The sequence below is a fragment of the Streptomyces sp. NRRL F-5122 genome (assembly GCF_001507435.1).
In the GTDB taxonomy this organism is placed as follows: Bacteria; Actinomycetota; Actinomycetes; order Streptomycetales; family Streptomycetaceae; genus Streptomyces; species Streptomyces lannensis.
Genome location: NZ_LMWH01000249.1, coordinates 24,770 through 41,801, shown reverse-complemented (window position 1 = coordinate 41,801; position 17,032 = coordinate 24,770). Strand labels below are relative to the sequence as shown.

At 67.7% G+C, this 17,032-nt stretch carries 10 protein-coding genes and 2 pseudogenes; 3 read left to right on the top strand and 9 right to left on the bottom strand.

What is annotated here, in order from left to right; genetic code table 11:
- Positions 1-366: 366 nt before the first annotated feature.
- Positions 367-1,797, top strand: a complete 1,431-nt coding sequence (locus ADL25_RS30860; RefSeq protein ID WP_059131171.1) for an MFS transporter — start codon at positions 367-369, stop codon at positions 1,795-1,797.
- Positions 1,798-2,281: 484 nt separating this feature from the next.
- Here ADL25_RS30860 and ADL25_RS30855 read toward each other — a convergent pair.
- Both ADL25_RS30855 and ADL25_RS50825 read right to left on the bottom strand, forming a co-directional pair.
- Positions 2,282-4,900: pseudogene (locus ADL25_RS30855) on the bottom strand (multifunctional oxoglutarate decarboxylase/oxoglutarate dehydrogenase thiamine pyrophosphate-binding subunit/dihydrolipoyllysine-residue succinyltransferase subunit); the annotation flags it as partial.
- 9 nt (positions 4,901-4,909) lie between these two features.
- A pseudogene (locus ADL25_RS50825) lies at positions 4,910-5,038 on the bottom strand (hypothetical protein); the annotation flags it as partial.
- 566 nt (positions 5,039-5,604) lie between these two features.
- Here ADL25_RS50825 and ADL25_RS30850 point away from each other — a divergent pair.
- Entirely contained in the window at positions 5,605-6,054 is a 450-nt protein-coding gene (locus tag ADL25_RS30850; protein WP_059131170.1) for a DUF6884 domain-containing protein, read from the top strand.
- A gap of 200 nt (positions 6,055-6,254) precedes the next feature.
- Here the strand turns inward: ADL25_RS30850 and ADL25_RS30845 are convergent, their stop codons facing one another.
- The 7 genes from ADL25_RS30845 to ADL25_RS30815 all read right to left on the bottom strand — a co-directional run bounded on the left by ADL25_RS30845 (position 6,255) and on the right by ADL25_RS30815 (position 14,148).
- A complete protein-coding gene (locus ADL25_RS30845; RefSeq protein ID WP_059131169.1) occupies positions 6,255-6,569 on the bottom strand; it encodes a hypothetical protein in 315 nt (104 codons plus the stop codon).
- A 196-nt stretch (positions 6,570-6,765) separates the two neighbouring features.
- Complete coding sequence (locus ADL25_RS30840; RefSeq protein ID WP_234381103.1) at positions 6,766-8,166, bottom strand: carboxypeptidase regulatory-like domain-containing protein; 1,401 nt, start codon at positions 8,164-8,166, stop codon at positions 6,766-6,768.
- Between the two features lie 198 nt (positions 8,167-8,364).
- Positions 8,365-9,375, bottom strand: coding sequence for an ABC transporter permease (locus ADL25_RS30835; protein ID WP_059131184.1), 1,011 nt, complete (start codon positions 9,373-9,375; stop codon positions 8,365-8,367).
- A gap of 23 nt (positions 9,376-9,398) precedes the next feature.
- Positions 9,399-10,361 (bottom strand): ABC transporter permease, encoded by a 963-nt coding sequence (locus ADL25_RS30830; protein WP_059131168.1) that lies wholly within the window; start codon positions 10,359-10,361, stop codon positions 9,399-9,401.
- A complete protein-coding gene (locus ADL25_RS30825) occupies positions 10,354-11,871 on the bottom strand; it encodes a sugar ABC transporter ATP-binding protein (RefSeq protein WP_199839231.1) in 1,518 nt (505 codons plus the stop codon). The genes ADL25_RS30830 and ADL25_RS30825 overlap by 8 nt, the downstream gene beginning before the upstream one ends.
- Position 11,872: 1 nt before the next feature.
- The gene (locus tag ADL25_RS30820) at positions 11,873-12,970 is read right to left on the bottom strand and encodes an ABC transporter substrate-binding protein (RefSeq protein WP_059131166.1); all 1,098 of its coding nucleotides are present in this window, start codon (positions 12,968-12,970) and stop codon (positions 11,873-11,875) included.
- A gap of 164 nt (positions 12,971-13,134) precedes the next feature.
- Positions 13,135-14,148 carry a LacI family DNA-binding transcriptional regulator gene (locus tag ADL25_RS30815; RefSeq protein WP_059131165.1) on the bottom strand — a complete coding sequence of 338 codons (1,014 nt, stop codon included), beginning with the start codon at positions 14,146-14,148 and terminating at the stop codon, positions 13,135-13,137.
- Between the two features lie 157 nt (positions 14,149-14,305).
- On the opposite strand from ADL25_RS30815, the gene ADL25_RS30810 reads away from it, so the two are divergent.
- Positions 14,306-16,921, top strand: coding sequence for a glycoside hydrolase family 2 (locus tag ADL25_RS30810; RefSeq protein ID WP_059131164.1), 2,616 nt, complete (start codon positions 14,306-14,308; stop codon positions 16,919-16,921).
- Positions 16,922-17,032 lie beyond the last annotated feature (111 nt).

Here is a 17,032-nt window from a genome sequence, read left to right as displayed (position 1 = left end):
CTTCACCACCGGAGACGGTTGCGTCGTGGACTCCGTGGGCCTCTCGGTGGGCCCTGCCGATCGGCCATAACTGCCGGGACGCAGAGCGGACGGCGGCGTTGTCGGCACGTTCTGTAGGCGTCGGCCGTCGGCCGCCCGAGAAACAGCCCTCTGTTGTACGACAGCCCCCGGCGAGCGCTTCGCCGAGCCCTCTCGAGGAGGGCCGGATGTGCGCCATCGCTGTCCTTTGCTGCGGCCAGGCACAGGCGCCGCCCGCGTGTTGAACGCCTCAGGAAATGTCCGTGGACGAGGCCGATTCGGTGCCCTGCCCTCCAGGCGATGCCCGAGGGCACGGCGTCGGCCCGACCGAACAGAAGGCGATCAGCGATGACTTCGACCAGTCCCACGCCCGAAGGCGATCCGCGCAGATGGCGCGCGCTCGGGATCATCTGCCTGGTGCAGGTGATGCTGCTACTTGATGTGACCGTGGTGAATGTGGCTCTTCCCCCCATCCAGCGGGATCTCGGCGTGACGACCACCGGCCTGGCATGGGTCGTCAACGGTTACACCGTCACCTACGGCGGCCTGCTGATGCTGGGCGGGCGTCTGGGTGACCTGCTCGGCCGCAGACGCCTTTTTCTCGTCGGTTTGGTGATTTTCGCACTGTCGTCGGCGAGCGCGGGGGTGGCCCGGCAAGCCGGTGTGCTGGTCGCCAGCCGCTTCGTGCAGGGCGTCGGGGCGGCACTCGTGAGCCCCGCGGCCCTGGCCCTGGTGACGCTGCTGTTCACCCAGCGGCAGGAAAGGGCACGGGCCATGGCCATCTGGAGCGGCCTGGCCGGAGTCGGCGTGGCACTGGGTGTCGTGCTGTCGGGGGTTCTGACCTCCCTCACCTCCTGGCGCTGGATCTTCTTCATCAACCTCCCCATCGCCGCCTTCGCGTTCCTCGCCACGCTCAGACTCGTCTCCGAAAGCAGGGCGACCAAGCGAGGTCGGCCTGACGTCCTCGGCGCGGTCCTGGTGACCCTCGGGCTGCTCCTGATCGTGTTCGGCCTCCTGGAGAAGGACAACCATGCCTGGCTCTCGTTCCTTGTCCTGGGCTGTGTGGGGATCGGTGTCGTCTGCCTGATCGTGTTCGTGTGCGTCGAAGCCCGAGTGGCTCAGCCCCTGGTCCCCCTTGCCTTCCTCCGCTCAAGGAACCGGAGTATCGCCAACGTCGTGCGCATCTGCTACTACGTCGGCTTTGCGGCACTCTTCTTCTCACTGAGCCTGTATGTGCAGCACATACTGCATTTCTCCGCGCTGGCGACCGGATTCTCCTTTGTGCCGTTCGGGTTGGTGATTCTCTTCAGCGCCACCGTGCTGGCGCCGAGGCTCCTTCCGCGCTTCGGGCTTCGGGCCCTGAACGGAGGAGGCCTCGCGATCTCCACGATCGGCTATGTTCTCCTTGCCGGGCTGAGCACACACGGCACCTATGCGGCCGACGTGCTGCCGGGGCTGGTCCTTGTGCCGCTGGGAGGCGGCCTGGTCCTGGTCGGATCCACCATCGCCGGAGTGGACGGCGCCACGGGTGAGGACGCGGGGATCGCCACCAGCATGAACAATGCGTCCATGCAGATCGGAAGCGCGATCGGTCTCGCAGCCCTGGTCTCCCTGGGCGCCGGCCACGCCGCCGTGCTGCGGCACTCGGGCACCGATCCGATGACCGCTATCACGCACGGATACGCCTTCAGCTTCAGCATTGCCGCGGGCGTGACGGCCTTCGGCGCGTTGCTGGGATTCGTCGGGATCCGTCCGACGCGACAGGACGTGAACTCGTGATGCAGGTCCAATTGGGCACTGAGCGTGGTGGATTGTCGTCACCTGGTCCGGTTGATCGCCAACGGTGACCATCCGGCGGGAAGGGTCCGAGGGGCGCACCCCGCGGAAGGCCAGTAGTGCCGGGTTGGGGGGACGTCGTCATGGCCGACATCCCCCCAAGCCCAGCGGGGGGGGCGACCGCACTGCCGTCCTGATCGCCAGGGGCCCACCCCTGGGAAGGGCACCGTCGAGCACATCCGGTCGGGGCTACAAGCCTGTGAGCGTGAGCGGACGCGAGGGCTTGCCGTCACCTGCTCCTGTCGCGGTCGTGCGGCTTCGGGTCGTCCCGTATCTCTCGTGTCCGCGCCGTGGTGGTACGCCGCCGGCTGCCATGGCTCAACGAACTGACCCCCCTCGGCTGTGTTCGAGGGGGGTCGGTAGCGGCGGGGGTGCGCGCTGTGGCGTGCACCCCCGCCTTCTGTTCGGCGGCCGGCGGATGGGGTGGTCAGCGGAAGGCGGCCGCGACCAGTTCCTTCTGCTCGCCGGCGTGGCGTCGGGCGGAACCAACGGCGGGGGCCGGTGCCTGGGCTCGGCTGATGCATCCGATGGGACGCTTCGTCAGTCGCTGCACGCGTGGACCCAGGAAAGGCCAGGCACCCTGGTTCTCGGGCTCTTCCTGCACCCACAGCACCTCGGCGTCGGCCGGATAGCGCCCGAGCTCCGTGCTGAGTTCGTGTTCCGGGAACGGGTACAGGCGCTCCACACGCACGATCGCGGTGTCTGACAGGTTCGAGTTCCGCCGATGGGCGGCCAGGTCGTAGAAGACCTTGCCGGAGCACACCAGCACGCGTTCGATCCGGGCCGGGTCTGCCGTCTCATCCGGCAGGACTGCACGAAAGGCGCCCGTGGTGAACTCCGGCAGTGCGGAGGTGGCCGCCTTCAACCGCAGCATCGACTTCGGAGTGAATATGACCAGTGGCCTTCTGCGCTCGCCGAGAGCGTGTTGTCTGAGCAAGTGGAAGTAGTTACCCGGTAGGGACGGCATGGCGACGGTCATGTTCTCCTGCGCGCACAGTTGCAGGAAACGTTCGACTCGCGCGGAGGAGTGGTCCGGTCCCTGTCCCTCCAAGCCGTGCGGGAGCAGCAGCGTCACCCCGGAGCGCTGTCCCCATTTCTGCTCGGACGAGGCGATGTACTCGTCGACCACGGTCTGGGCCCCGTTGGCGAAATCGCCGAACTGGGCCTCCCACAGCACCAGAGCTTCGGGCCGTGCCAGGGAGTAGCCGTATTCGAAGGCCAGTGCCGCCAGTTCGGACAGCATCGAGTTGCAGGGTGCGAAGTCGACCGATGCCCCGAGGGAGTTCAGCGGTGTGTGTTCGATGCCGGTGCGGCGGTCGGTGAGCACGGCGTGCCGTTGCCCGAACGTGCCGCGCTGGGAGTCCTGTCCTGCGAGCCGTACGGGAACCCCGTCAAGGAGCAGCGAGCCGATGGCGAGGGTTTCTGCAGTGGCCCAGTCGATGGTTCCCGCATCAAGCATCGTGATGCGCCGCTGCAACTGCGGCAGAACACGCGGGTGCACGGTGAAACCCGGCGGCAGAGCGGTTTGCGACGCGATGACGCGCCGGGCGGTCGCCTCCGTGATTGCGGTGCTCACTCCGTCGGCGCCGTCGCCGACGACGGCGAGGAGTTCGGGGGAGTCGGATGCCGACGCCGCCTGGGTTTCCACGAAGGCCCGTTCCAGGCGTTCCCGGTAGTCCCGCAGGGCGCCTTCCACCTGCTGCTCGGTGATGTCCCCTCGGCGGACCAGCGCCCCGGCGTACAGTCTGCGCACCGAAGGCCTGGCATCGATGCGGTCGTACATCGCCGGCTGCGTGATGGACGGATCATCGACCTCGCTGTGACCGTGGCGCCGGTAGCAGATCAGGTCGATGACGACATCCTTGTGAAACGCCTGACGGTAGTCGAAGGCCAGCTGTGCGACGCGCACGACTGCCTCGGGGTCGTCTCCGTTGACATGGAAGATCGGGGCCTCGACGGTCTTCGCCGCGTCGGTGGCGTATGTGCTCGAACGGCCGTGGGCGGGTGAGGTCGTGAAGCCGAGTTGGTTGTTGATGATGATGTGAACCGTCCCGCCGGTGCGGTAGCCCGGGAGCTGTGACATGTTGAGCGTCTCACCCACCACGCCCTGCCCCGCGAAGGCGGCATCCCCGTGGACCAGGACGGGCAGGACGGACGAGATGCCGCCGGCGTCTGCCACCTCCTGCTTGGCTCGGACCACCCCCTCCGCCACCGGCCCGACGATCTCCAGATGCGAGGGATTCGCCACGACGGAGACGGCCATGGCGCCACCGTCGGGAGCACGGTAGGTCCCTTCCGCACCGAGGTGGTACTTCACATCCCCGGACCCCTGGACCGACCGGATGTCCACCTCGTCCTCGAACTCGTGGAAGATCTCCGCGTAGGACTTGCCGACGATGTTGGCGAGAACATTGAGCCGGCCACGGTGTGCCATGCCGATGACCGCCTCCCGGGCCCCGTTCCTGATGGAGCGGCGCAGCAAGGCGTCCAGCAGCACGATCGCGGACTCGCCGCCCTCGAGTGAATACCGCTTCTGGCCCACGTATTTGGTGTGCAGGAACGTCTCGAACGCCTCGGCCGCGCCCAGCCGGTAGAGGATCTGAAGTTGCTCGGCGCGGTCCGGCCGGAGGTGAGTCGTCTCGAGCCGCTGCTGGACCCAGTGGCGTTCTTCGAAGCTCTGGATGTGCATGTACTGGGCGCCGAGGGAGCCGCAGTAGGACTCCCGCAGGACGTGAAGGACGTCGCGCAGCGTCATGGCGTCCCGTCCGGCGAAGTCGTCGACGACGAAGACCCTGTCAAGGTCCTCGGTGCCCAGTCCGAACGCCGTGATGTCGAGCTCCGATTGTCCGTCCCGCTGATGTGTTGTGAGCGGGTCGGTGTCGGCCACCAGATGCCCGCGCATGCGATACGCGTGGATGAGTGCCGCGACGCGGACCGCCTTGACCGCCGAGCCGTCGGCAGGGTCACTCATGGTGTTCGCCTCATGACGCGTTGGCGTCATGGCTGATGGGGACCTGAAGAACTCCCTCCACGCCTCGTCGACCGAGGTCGGGTCATGGAGGTACCGCTCGTACTGTTCTTCCACGAGCCACTCGTTGAGGCCGAATTCCTGCCCATGGAGCACCGGCTGTCCGGCGTGGGGTTGCGACGCCACGGTGTGGATCGCCTTCTTTCCTCGCTGCATACGACCAATGGCGGACGCGGCCGGTTTGGCTGATCGTTTCCATCCTGCCCGGGGCTACCGCCTCCCGCATGTGGTGGGGAAGTAACCCTCTCGGACCGCGTCGTAGCACCGAGGCTATGACAAGGGGGGATATGAGCAGGCCGAGCGAAAGTGCCATAACGGCGGCACATGAGGACATGGCGCCGAGTCTGCGCGGCGTGCGTGGAATGCTTCAACCGTAGTGCTGAGGTCTGTCTGCACGGCACCCAGATGTCCTGATCCGATGGCATGGCGCCCACGTCGAGGGTCGCTGCCCATCGGACGCCGGTTGTGGGTATCGGCCACGACCTCGGGCCACGGCGTCGACTGGAGGGGCGAGTATGGCTGACAGTCGTCGATCTGTGACATTCGGTGACAGGCGTCCATCATCCGAACCGTAGGGCCATTCCTGCGCGCCTGTGAACCGCCGCTCCCGGGCGGCGGTCGGTCCGCAGTCGCGGTTCCCTTCGGTCACGTGACGAGCGGGACCCCATCTGGCGCACCACCAGAGCTGCTCACGTCCGACACCAACAGGCAGGACAACGGGAATGACCGCAGACGGCAACCTGGATTACTTCCGACCCGAACTCGTCGTCATCCCGTGCGGCAGCAGCAAACTGAGCCGAGCTGCACGGGCGGCGGACATGTACATCGGCTCCTACCACCGGGCGTGCCGCAAAGCCGCCGATGCACTGCAACCTGACCGGCTGCTGATTCTGTCGGCACGCTACGGCCTGCTCGACCTCGACGATGTCATCGAGCCCTACGACACACCCCACGGCGCGACCGACGCCATAACGGGCCATGCTCTCCTCCAGCAGGCCGCGGCACGCGACATCGTGTTCCTCGACCCCGTGGTGGCACTCGGCGGCGCACGGCATGTCAATCTCGTCACCTCCATCTGGCCACACGTCCTGGCGCCGCTGGCCGGAGCCGGCGGCATGGGACACCAAATGGCCCGGCTCGCGGCGATGAGCAAGGGTCGGAGGCGGACCTGACGTGATGCCCTGCGCGGCGCCTGGAGGTGGTTCGAACCTTGGCAGCCGCGAGACCCGTGCCACCACGGGGGAGGGGCACAGCAGCATGGCGGGGCGCAGGCCCGACCGGGGCGCCGTCCGGTCGGGCCGCGTGGATCGACAACGTCACTGCACAGTGCCCCACCCAACCGCGACCCCGGTGAAGCTTCCCCGTCGTAGGACTACTTGACCCGCAAGGTCTCGACTTCGGCGGCCAGTACGGCCATATCGCGGACATGCGCGTAGTACTCCGCCGCGTACGCGTCTTCGATCGCGGGGAGTACCCTCTCGAATGCCGCTGTGAGCCTCGTCAAGCCTGCGCGGCGCTTCTGATCGAGCGGGCCGTGGAGGACGCTGGAGGCGTATCCGTAGGCGTCCGCGTCGAGCAGCACCATGTCCTGGTCTTCGATGTCCAGGCCGCGGAAGCTCGGCGGGAACGGCCTGGCCATGTGCTCGGCCATCATCTGAGACAGCGCGTCGAGTTTCTTTTCCAACATGCCGGAGATCCTGTCAGGGCCCGCATGCGGAGGGGCGCGGTTCGACCTCGGCGCGGTGAATCGACCCCAGTTCCCGAATCCCACCTCAACCGGGTCGGCTCGCTCACCGTCGGTCATCTGCTCGGACGTGGTTGCCATCGGCATCACCGAGGAGTGCGCGCGACGCACTGAAAGCGCCCGCTGAAACAGGAGTTGCTCAGTCCACGTCGTGCGTCAGCGTCGGATCAAACGCGTTCTGGCCGCTGCCGTTGAGTGTCAAGAGCGAGGCCTGCGCCGGGTATCCGGCAGTGACGACGGTGTAGCGGTCGCTTTCGAGATCGCTGAAGGAGTAGGAGCCGTCCTCGCCGGTCAACGTCATGGCGACGACATCGCCTGCCGGGCCAAGAAGCGTGACACGGGCATCGGCGACAGGGCGACCGCCGGTGGTGGTGCGGACGGTCCCCCTGAGCACGGTCGATCCGCTGGGCGCCTCCTCCGGCTCGACGGCCCGTCGACGCGCGTGCCCGCCGAAGGACCGACGCCGCATGTGCCTGTGCGCGTGCCGCACGGACTGACCTGACACCACCACCCAGGCGATGAAGAGCGTTCCATAGAGGACCACGGCCACCCATGCGAACACATCCGAACCGGTTCGCACCGCCAGGGCGCCGGTGGCCGTCACACAGGCGCCGACCGGGAAGATGAACGACCACCATGTGGGGGCGAAGGGCAACCCCGCCCGGATCGTGCGTACGGTCAGCCCCGTGGCCAGCACGAGCCACAGCATGGTGAAGCCCCACACGACGATCCCGCCCAGCAGCGCGAACACTGCGGTGCCCCGCGCGTAGGGTGCGGGCAGCGCGCTCGGCGCCGCCGCAGCCAGTGCGCCGAGCGCGGTGACCGACTGGCCCAGCGCCCCCGCACCGATCCATACCGTGGGCACGACCGTTCCGGTCGGTGCTTCGTGGTGCACCAGGCGGCCGTAGATCATGGCCAGCACCAACAGTGCCGCCACAAGGCCGAGTCCGAGCATGGCGTAGCACCCCAGCAGCAGGGCGAGCCGCAACTGCCCTGCCGGTGCATGAGGGACGAGCAGTGCGCCTGTCGCGGCCGACACCATCGGCGGCACCACCGGCATCAGCCAGCCTCCGAACGCCGCGTCCGGCGCGAAGCGGTGCCGGGTGACCATCAGATAGGGCACCGTGCACGCCGTGACAAGGCCGAGCACGGTACCGAGCGACCACAACACCCAGTCCACGTCCAGCGCAGCCTGAGGCCCGATCAGCCTGCGGCCGAGCAGCAGCGTCCCGGCTCCCACCGTGAGCAGTGCCATGGGCGGCGCACCGAAGAACTGGGCCATCACAGGGTCAGCGGCGTGCAACCGCAGCGCCCGCTGGCGCAGGTAGCCGACGGCCAGCAGGGTGAGCAGGAGCGCGGCTGCCAGCCAGACCACCAGGGCAGCGGTGTGCAGCCAGGGGAAGCTCCGCGGCAGGGTGACCGCCGCATTGGCGACGATGCCCGTGCCCATCACGGCCGCGAACCAACTGGGGCCGAGCAGCGAGCGCCTGATCTTGCTGCTCGCAGGCGCCGGCGGCCCGGCACTCGGGGAACGATTCATTCCCCAAACCCTATGGTCGGGGTGGGGTTCCATCGTCGATCATGTCTTGATGTAAGCGCGGCATGGCATACATCGAGCGACCCTCCTGCGGCCGATTCAAGCATGAGACCTGACCTGGCTGCGGATCGCCGGCGCGGTCCGGGAGATCAGGCATGCGTACGGCCGTCCTGCCCAGTGCCCAAGACGAGGTCGTCCGGTTCAGAGGACACGTTGTCGGCGGCCGAGCCAGGTCTGGGCAACGATCACCAAAGCCAGGAAGGCGCCGCTGACCACCTGTTGATAGGCGGAGTCCAGTGATCCGATCTGGTTGATGACGTTCTGGATCACCTTCAGCAGCGCCACGCCCACCAACGAGCCGCTGATGAAGCCGAATCCGCCGGTGAGCAGGGTGCCGCCGATGACGACGGCCGAGATCGCCTCGAGTTCCATGCCTGTGCCGAGGATCGTCACACCCGAGGCGAGCCATGCCGCGTTGAGGGCACCGGCGAGGCCCGCACACAGTCCCGACAGGGTGTAGACCGCGACCTTCGTCCGGGTCACGGGCGCGCCCATCAGGGCTGCGGCGTCCTGGTTGCCGCCGACGGCGTACACGTACTGACCGAACCGGGTGCGCCTGAGGACGAGGGCTCCCAGCGCGAACAGTGCGACGGTGATCCAGACCGGAACCCCGATCCCGAGCAGCGAGCCCTGGCCGAGCTCGACGAAGAACGAGCCCTTGTCCACGAGGTATGTCCGTGACCCCTCGTCAGTCAGCGCGAGGAGGACACCGCGCGCCGCGAGCATGGCGGCGAGGGTGACGATGAACGGGGCGAGCCCGGAGCGTGCGATCAGCAGTCCGTTCACCAGACCGACGAGCCCGCACACGGCGAGCGGCAACAGCAGTGCGACGGCGGTCCCGTACTGCGAACCCCATGCGGCGAGGACCCCGCCCAGAGCGAACAGCGAGCCGACGGACAGGTCGATTCCGCCGGTGACGATCACGAAGGTCATGCCGAGGGCGACGACGGCGAGGAACGCCGACGACAGCGCCATGTTCTCCAGGTTGTCGCCGGTCAGGAAGGTGTCGAAGGTGAGGGAGGCGATGATCATGGCGATCACGAGGGTGACCAGTGCGCCGTGTTGCTGGGCGAGCGCGCTCAGGCGCTCGGATCCGGTCGTGCCGGGCGGGAGGTCGTCGGCGGTGGTGGCGAGGGCGGCTTCGGTCCCCATGGTGGCTTCCCCGGTGTCGGTGGTCATCGCTTCCCTCGCTCACGTGCTGCGTAGACGGCACCGACGATCACTACGGCCTGCGCGATCTGCGTCCATGACGGCGGCAGGTCGTGCTTGATGAGCGTGGTGGTGAGCAGTTGGATCAGTACGGCGCCCGCGACCGTTCCGCCGATGCGGACCCGACCGCCGCTGAGCGGGGTACCTCCGACCACCACCGCGGTGATGGCCGACAGTTCCATCAGCGTGCCCAGTGAGGTGGGATCGCTCGCGGTGAGGCGAGCGGTGGCCAGCACGCCTGCGACCGCCGCCAGAGCGCCCGAACACACGTAGACCACGATCAGAACCCGTCGCACGGGCAGTCCCGCGAGACGCGCGGCCGGCCGGCTGTCCCCGATGGCCAACAGGCGGCGGCCGAACGTGGAGCGTTTGACGACGAACGCCACGAGCAGTGCCAGGGCGGCGGCGATCAGCACCAGATACGGGATGCCCAGCACGTCACCGGAGCCGAGTGCTGCCATACCGGGATTGCGGACGTCCTTGAGCTGGGGGAGCAGGACCAGTGCGAGACCACGGGCGCCGACCATCAGCGCGAGTGTGGCGACGATGGGCTGCACACCCACGAACGCGATGAGCGCCCCGTTGGCCGCGCCGACCAGGATGCCGCCGACGACGGCGATCAGCGTGGCGATCCAGGGCCCGTAACCCAGGTAGAGGGACAGCAGCGACGTGGACAGGGCCATGACCGAACCGACCGACAGGTCGACGCCCTCCGTGCCGATCGCGAGGGCCATGCCGAGGGCGACGATCAGCACTGGGGCGACCTGCACGGCCTGGGTGCGGAAGTTCTCGGCGGAGGCGAAGTGCGCGGTGAAGGCGAAGTTGAAGACCAGCAGAACCATGACACCGCCGTACACGCCGTAGTTCTGCAGGAGGCGCAGCGCCCGGTCGCGGTCCACTGTGACGCGGGCGAGGCTGACGTCAGCCATGAGGTCCTCCCTCGGGTACGTCGGCGATCGCGCGCATCAGTTCGTCCTCGGTGACGGCGTCTCCGGTGAGTTCGCGTACCACGGCACCGTCCTTGAGCACGACCACACGGTCGCTGCCCTCGATCAGTTCCTCGGTGTCGGAGGAGATCAGCAGGACGGCCAGGCCCTCGTCGGCGAGTTCGTCGACAAGAGCCTGTACTTCCGCCTTGGCGCCCACGTCGATTCCGCGGGTGGGCTCGTCGAGCAGCAGGACTTTGGGGTGCAGGGCGAGCCATCGGGCGAGGAGCACTTTCTGCTGGTTGCCGCCGGACAGTTCGCCGACCTTCTGGTGGGGACTCGAGGCCTTGATGCGCAGCCGCTTCATGAAGGTGTCGACGATACGGTCGATCCGCGCGTCGTCCACCAGGCCGAAGCGCGACAGGCCCGGCAACGCCGCGAGTGCGATGTTCTCCCGCACCGACAGACCCGGCACGATCCCTTCGGTCTTGCGATCCTCGGGCAGCAGGCTGATCCCGGCGCGGATCGCCGCCGGGGTGGAGCCGGCGCGTACCGGTGCACCGGCCACCACGACCCGGCCGCTGTCGACCGGCAGAGCGCCCGCGATGGCCCTGGCAGTCTCGCTGCGTCCGGAGCCGAGCAGACCGCCGAGTCCGACCACCTCGCCGGGACGCAGGGACAGCGAGACGTCATGCAGCCGATGACGAGCCGTCAGTCTCTGTGCCTGCAGCACCGGTTCGGCGGCGGCGTCATGGGACCCGGCGAACTTCGTCAGACCCTCTCGGCGGACCTCTCCGATCTCCCGTCCGAGCATCAGCGACACCAGATGCAGCCGGTCGAGGTCGGCGAGCCGTCCGGTGTGCACCACCGTGCCGTCGCGCAGGACGGTGACCGCGTCGCAGATCTCGTACAGTTCCTCCATGCGGTGGCTGACGTAGACGACCGCGATGCCTCGTTCGCGCAGCGTGCGTATCACCTCGAACAGCGTGCTCACCTCGCGGGGCTCCAACGACGAGGTGGGTTCGTCCATGATCACGACTCGGGCGTCGACAGCCACGGCCCGGGCGAGCGCGACCATCTGCTGGGCGCCGACACCGAGTTCACGCAGGGGGCGGCGTACGTCGACCCGGATGCCGAGGCTCCGCAAGGTCTCCTCCGCCTCACGGTGCATACGGCGGAAGTCGATCAGGCGCAGCCGGCTGCGTGGTTCGCGGCCGAGCAGGAGGTTGCGGGCCACGCTCATCAGCGGGACGAGGTTGACTTCCTGATAGATGGTGGAGATGCCCGCCTGCTGAGCCTGCAGGGGAGTGGCGAAGCGGACAGGGGTGCCGTTGTATGTCACCTCACCGGCGTCGGGCTGGTACACGCCGGTGAGGACTTTGATCAGTGTCGACTTGCCGGCGCCGTTCTCGCCGACCAAGGCGTGCACCTCCCCGGCGCGTGCGGCGAAGTCCACATCGGACAGGGCCCGCACGCCGGGGAAGGATTTGCACAGTCCCGTGACCGTGAGCATCTCAGTAGGCCTTGCCCAGGTCGGCCTTCGCATTGCTCTCGGTGTAGGAGCTGTCCTGGATGACGATGTCCTGAGCCACTTCCTGACCCTGGGTGAAGGTGTCCAGCGTCTGGAATGCCAGCGGTCCGAAACGCGGGTTGGACTCGATGACTCCGTCGATCCACCCGTCCACGATGCCCTGAACGGCGTTGCGGGTTCCGTCGATCGTCACGATCTTCACGTCGCCGGGCTTCTTGCCGGCGCCCTTGAGGGCGTTGACGGCGCCCAGTCCCATCTCGTCGTTCTCGGCGTAGATGCCCTTGATCCCCGGCTTGGACTGGATCAGGTTCTCCGTGACGGACTGGCCCTTCTCGCGTGCGAAGTCGCCCGTCTGCCGGAAGACGATCTTGAGTCCTGGCGCCTTCTCCTTGATGCGGTCCTCGAAGCCCTTGGTGCGTTCGGTGGTGACGTTGTTGCCTGCGGCGCCGAGCAGGATGGCGACTTCTCCCTTGCCGCCGGTCGCTTCGATCATCTGGTCGGCGGCCCGCCGGCCCTGCTCGACGAAGTCGGAGCCGATGAAGCTCACGTAGTCCTTGCAGGCGGCGGCGTTGATCTTGCGGTCGATCGTCACGATGGGGATGTGCTTGGCGGATGCGGTGCGCAGCACCGGCTCCCAGCCGTCCGAGTTGAGGGGGGCGATGACCAGCAGGTCGGCGCCCTTGGCGATGAGGTCCTGCACGTCGCTGATCTGCTTGGAGAACTGCGATTGGGCGTTGGCGGTGAGGAGCTTGACGCCTCGCTTCTGGGCTTCGGCCTTGATGGACGCCGTCTCCGCGATTCGGAAGGGGTTGGCTTCCTTCTCGGACTGGGAGAAGCCGACCGTGGCGGACTTCAGGTCCACCTTCGAGCCACCGTAGGAGTCGATGGTGCAGCTCGGCCCTGAACCGCCGCTGGGTGAGGCGACGACCTGGCCGGGATCCTCCTGCTGGGCGGAGGCCTTGTCGTTGCCGGAGCTGTCTTCGGACTTGGCACATCCGGCGGTGAGCGCCAGACCGGTGACGAGGCCGGTGGCGAGCAGTGTCCGCACGGAGGCGCGACGCAGTGGTGCGATGTGCTTCATGAGTACCCCAAACGGCGTGGCCCCGGCGCTCGGAGCGCTCACGGGGAAGGACGGCTCTTGCGGTCAACTCGGCGTGCACGTCGTTCAGAGGAGGTTTTTACATCGTTGGAAGGAGCCTGTAAACCCTGCCGTCCGAAATCTCGGCCCAACGGAACGGACGGCCGTCAGCGACGGCCGAGGGTGCTCTCCCGCTCCACCAGCCGGAAATCCGCGATGAGTTCACGACCGCCCGGCTCGCTGCGCCCGGACAGGCTGCGCAGCAGCGAGGCGACCGCCATGCGCGCGATGGCCTGTTTGTCCGGCGAGACGGTGGTCAGCGACACGGCGCCGAATCGGCTCTCGGCGATGTCGTCGAATCCCGCCACGGCGATGTCCCACGGCACCCGCAGTCCGCGCTCGTGCAGCACCCGCATCGCTCCGATCGCGATCAGGTCGTTGAACGCGAACACGGCATCGGGCCGCACGCCCGCGTCGAGCAGCCTGGCCATGGCCCGCGCGCCGTCGTCCCGGTCCCAGCCGTCGACCGGAACCACCAGCTCGTCCGGGGCCGGCACCCCCGCCGCCGTCAACTCCTCACGCCAGCCGACGAGTCGCAGGTGGGCCGGGCGGTTCGCGGAGTCCGTACGGGCGCCGAGGTAGGCGATGCGGGTGCGGCCTCGGCTGAGCAGATGGCGGACTGCGGCGCGCGCGGCGGCCACGTTGTCGATGGCGATGTGGTCGTGCGGAGCGTCGTACTCCCGCTCGCCGAGCAGGACCAGAGGCACGTCGTCCGGCCGGCCCTGGAGGTCCTCGGCCTCCAGCTCCAGGGGGCTGAGGATGAGCCCGTCGATCACCCGGGCCCTGAAGCCCTGGCTGACGAGGACCTCCTGCTCGCGCCGGCCACGGGTGTGGTCGAGCAGGACCGTGAAATCGTGCTCGGCGGCAGCGTCGATCACCGCGCCGGCCAGCTCGGCGAAGTAGGGGTTGCCGAGCTCGGGGACGGCGAGCGCGATGATGCCCGTGCGGCCCTTGCGCAGGTGCCGAGCGGTGAGGTTCGGCCGGTAGCCCAGTTCGTCGATGGCCTGCTGGACGCGGGCCCGCATCGCCGGCGTGACGTGCGGATAGTTGTTCACGACGTTGGACACGGTCTTGATCGAGACGCCGGCTTTTTCGGCCACGTCCTTCAGGCTGACCCGCAAGGGATCTCCTCGGCATCGATGGGAGCTCCTGACGTCGGAGCATTGTCATGGCCCTGGACAGCGGCCGGGAGCCGTGCTCTCATGCCAACTGCCGTGCTTCCAACGTTGTACAGACTGAAGCAGTGAGCCGCCACCCTTCCTCAGTCAAGGAGGATCCGTGCGCATCAGACCAGTCGGACGTCGTCTGACTTTACTGCTCGCGGCTGCCCTGAGCATTGCAGGGCTGGCCGCGACACCGACCGCCACCTCAGCCGCGACACCCGTGGACGACCCCGTCGAAGTCCACGGCCTCAAGGGGGAGTACTACACCCAATCCGCCCCAGGAGCCTTCGACTTCGCCCAGCTCAAGGCCACCGGATTCGACCCGCAACTCGAATTCGGGTCCCTGGAGTCCCGCCTGAACTCGGCCACCGGACAGTCGGACGACGTCAGCGTCCGCTGGACCGGGCGCATCGTGCCGGAGAGAACGGGCCCCACCACCTTCTCGATCATCGGAGACAACGGATTCCGGCTCTGGGTCGACGGCCGTCTCGTGATCGACCACTGGGTCGACGACTGGGACCGCGAACAGAGCGGTGAGCCAGTCGAGTTGACGGCAGGCAAGGCGTACGACATCAAGGTCGAGTACTTCGAGCACTACGGGGGCTCCAACCTCCACGTGCGCTGGACCCCGCCGGGCGGGACCAAGGCCGCGATCCCGCAGTCGGCGTTCCTCCTGCCCGAGGGCTACGACTACGACGGCGCCATCGCCACCACCGTCCAGCGCGACGGCCGAACCCTCCAACTCGACTTCGCACAGGCGCTGAACGCCCCGCCGACCGGGCTCATCAACCATCTCGACGCGGTCATCGGCGGAGCCACCTGGCCACTGGGCACCGCCCGCCTCGACCCGGCCGACCCCAAGTCCCTGCTCGTCTCTCTGAAGGAACCCGTCGTCGGCAACAAGACCGGCACCGCGCCGGGCCTCGCGGACGTCCGCTACGACGGCCAAGGCGGGCTGACCGACAAGAACGGCAAGGAAATCGGAGCATTCTGGAGCAGCGGCGCCAACCATTCCACCTACGAGCTGCGCACCAAATGGGCCGACGACGTCACGCCGGCCAACGCCCACCGCGAGTACCCGCGCCCGCAGCTCACTCGCGACGCCTGGCAGAACCTCAACGGCAGCTGGCAGTTCGCCGCGGCGACAGCGGGCGAAAATCCGCCCGTCGGCCGCAAGCTCGCCGAGCAGATCCTCGTCCCCTACCCCGTCGAATCCCAGCTCTCGGGCATAGAACGGCACGAGGACCGGATGTGGTATCGCCGCACCTTCACGGTGCCCCCGGGCTGGAAGATCGGCGACAACAAGCGGCTGCAACTGAACTTCGGCGCCGTCGACTGGCAGGCCGAGGTCTATGTCAACGGCACCAAGGTCGCCGAACACAAGGGTGGCTACGACAAGTTCAGTGCCGACATCACCGACGCCCTCAAGCCCGGCCGCAGCCAGGAACTCATTGTCGGTGTCTACGACCCGACGGATGCCGCGAACGGTGAGAACCCGCCGATCGGCAAGCAGCGCCTCGACCCGAGCGGCATCTGGTACACCCCGACCTCCGGAATCTGGCAGACGGTATGGCTGGAGCCCGTGGCGCGTGACCACGTCGACCAGCTGAAACTGACCCCGCATGTCGACAGCGGCACCCTGACCGTCGAACCGCAGGGCGTACGCGACGGCGTCAGCGTCACCGCAACGGCCTACGACGGCAAGCACAAGGTGGCCGCCGCCACCGGCCGCACCGGCCAACCGCTGACCTTGCGGATCCCGCACGCACGCCTGTGGTCACCCGACCACCCGTTCCTCTACGACCTCAGAGTGAGCGTCGGCGCCGACCGCGTCGACAGCTACTTCGGTATGCGCTCCATCGAGGTGCAGAAGATCGACGGCGTCCCGCGCACGGTCCTCAACGGCAAACCGGTCTTCATGATGGCCACACTCGACCAGGGGTTCTGGCCGGACGGCCTGTACACCGCACCGAGCGACGAGGCCCTCGCGTACGACCTGAAGATGCACAAGAACATGGGCTTCAACGCCGTCCGCAAGCACATCAAGGTGGAACCCGACCGGTGGTTCTACTGGGCCGACCGACTGGGCCTGCTCGTGTGGCAGGACATGCCGGCGATGACCGCGGGTGTGAACCCCTCCACGGCGGCCCGCACCGAGTACGAGCACGAGATGAAGGAGATGATCGACGAACACATCAGCAGCCCGGCAGTGGTCATGTGGGTCGTCTTCAACGAGGGCTGGGGCCAGTACGACATCGGCCGTGTCGCTTCGCAGGCCAAGTCCTGGGACCCCAGCCGTCTGGTCAACAACATGTCGGGCCTCAACCTCGGCAACGACGGCGGAGCCGGCGACATCATGGACGAGCACGGCTATCCGAGCCCGGCCCTGCCACCGCACCCGGACGGTCAACGGGCCCTGGTCAGTGGAGAGTACGGGGGCTTGGGCCTCGGAATACCGGGCCACGCCTGGTCGGTGCAGCAGTCGTATGTCGACGTCGACCCCACGACCTATACCGACGACTACCTGCAGAAGCTGACCGAAGTCCACGCACTCGCGTGCCGCGGCGGCAACGGAGCGGTCTACACACAGATCTCGGACGTCGAGGGCGAGCTCAACGGTCTGTTGACGTACGACCGCAAGGTGGTCAAACCCGATGTAGCACGGGTGAAGGCGGCCCAGGACGCCCTGATCGACGATGCGTCACGGCCGGTGCCGGCGGGGTGCGCGTGACACCCGGGCGGAACCTTCCGACGACGAGTCGGACGGCAGACCGTCGCCGTCCGTAACCATCACCGAGCCGGTCCGCTCGCGCCCGCACCGGCCGGGCGCGGGCGGACCGAC

Excerpts from the sequence above, each read along its gene's own strand:
- ADL25_RS30860 (WP_059131171.1), top strand. The coding sequence starts at position 367 with ATGACTTCGACCAGTCCCACGCCCGAAGGCGATCCGCGCAGATGGCGC.
- ADL25_RS30850 (WP_059131170.1), top strand. The coding sequence starts at position 5,605 with ATGACCGCAGACGGCAACCTGGATTACTTCCGACCCGAACTCGTCGTC.
- ADL25_RS30845 (WP_059131169.1), bottom strand. The coding sequence starts at position 6,569 with ATGTTGGAAAAGAAACTCGACGCGCTGTCTCAGATGATGGCCGAGCAC.
- ADL25_RS30840 (WP_234381103.1), bottom strand. The coding sequence starts at position 8,166 with ATGAATCGTTCCCCGAGTGCCGGGCCGCCGGCGCCTGCGAGCAGCAAG.
- ADL25_RS30835 (WP_059131184.1), bottom strand. The coding sequence starts at position 9,375 with ATGGGGACCGAAGCCGCCCTCGCCACCACCGCCGACGACCTCCCGCCC.
- ADL25_RS30830 (WP_059131168.1), bottom strand. The coding sequence starts at position 10,361 with ATGGCTGACGTCAGCCTCGCCCGCGTCACAGTGGACCGCGACCGGGCG.
- ADL25_RS30825 (WP_199839231.1), bottom strand. The coding sequence starts at position 11,871 with ATGCTCACGGTCACGGGACTGTGCAAATCCTTCCCCGGCGTGCGGGCC.
- ADL25_RS30820 (WP_059131166.1), bottom strand. The coding sequence starts at position 12,970 with ATGAAGCACATCGCACCACTGCGTCGCGCCTCCGTGCGGACACTGCTC.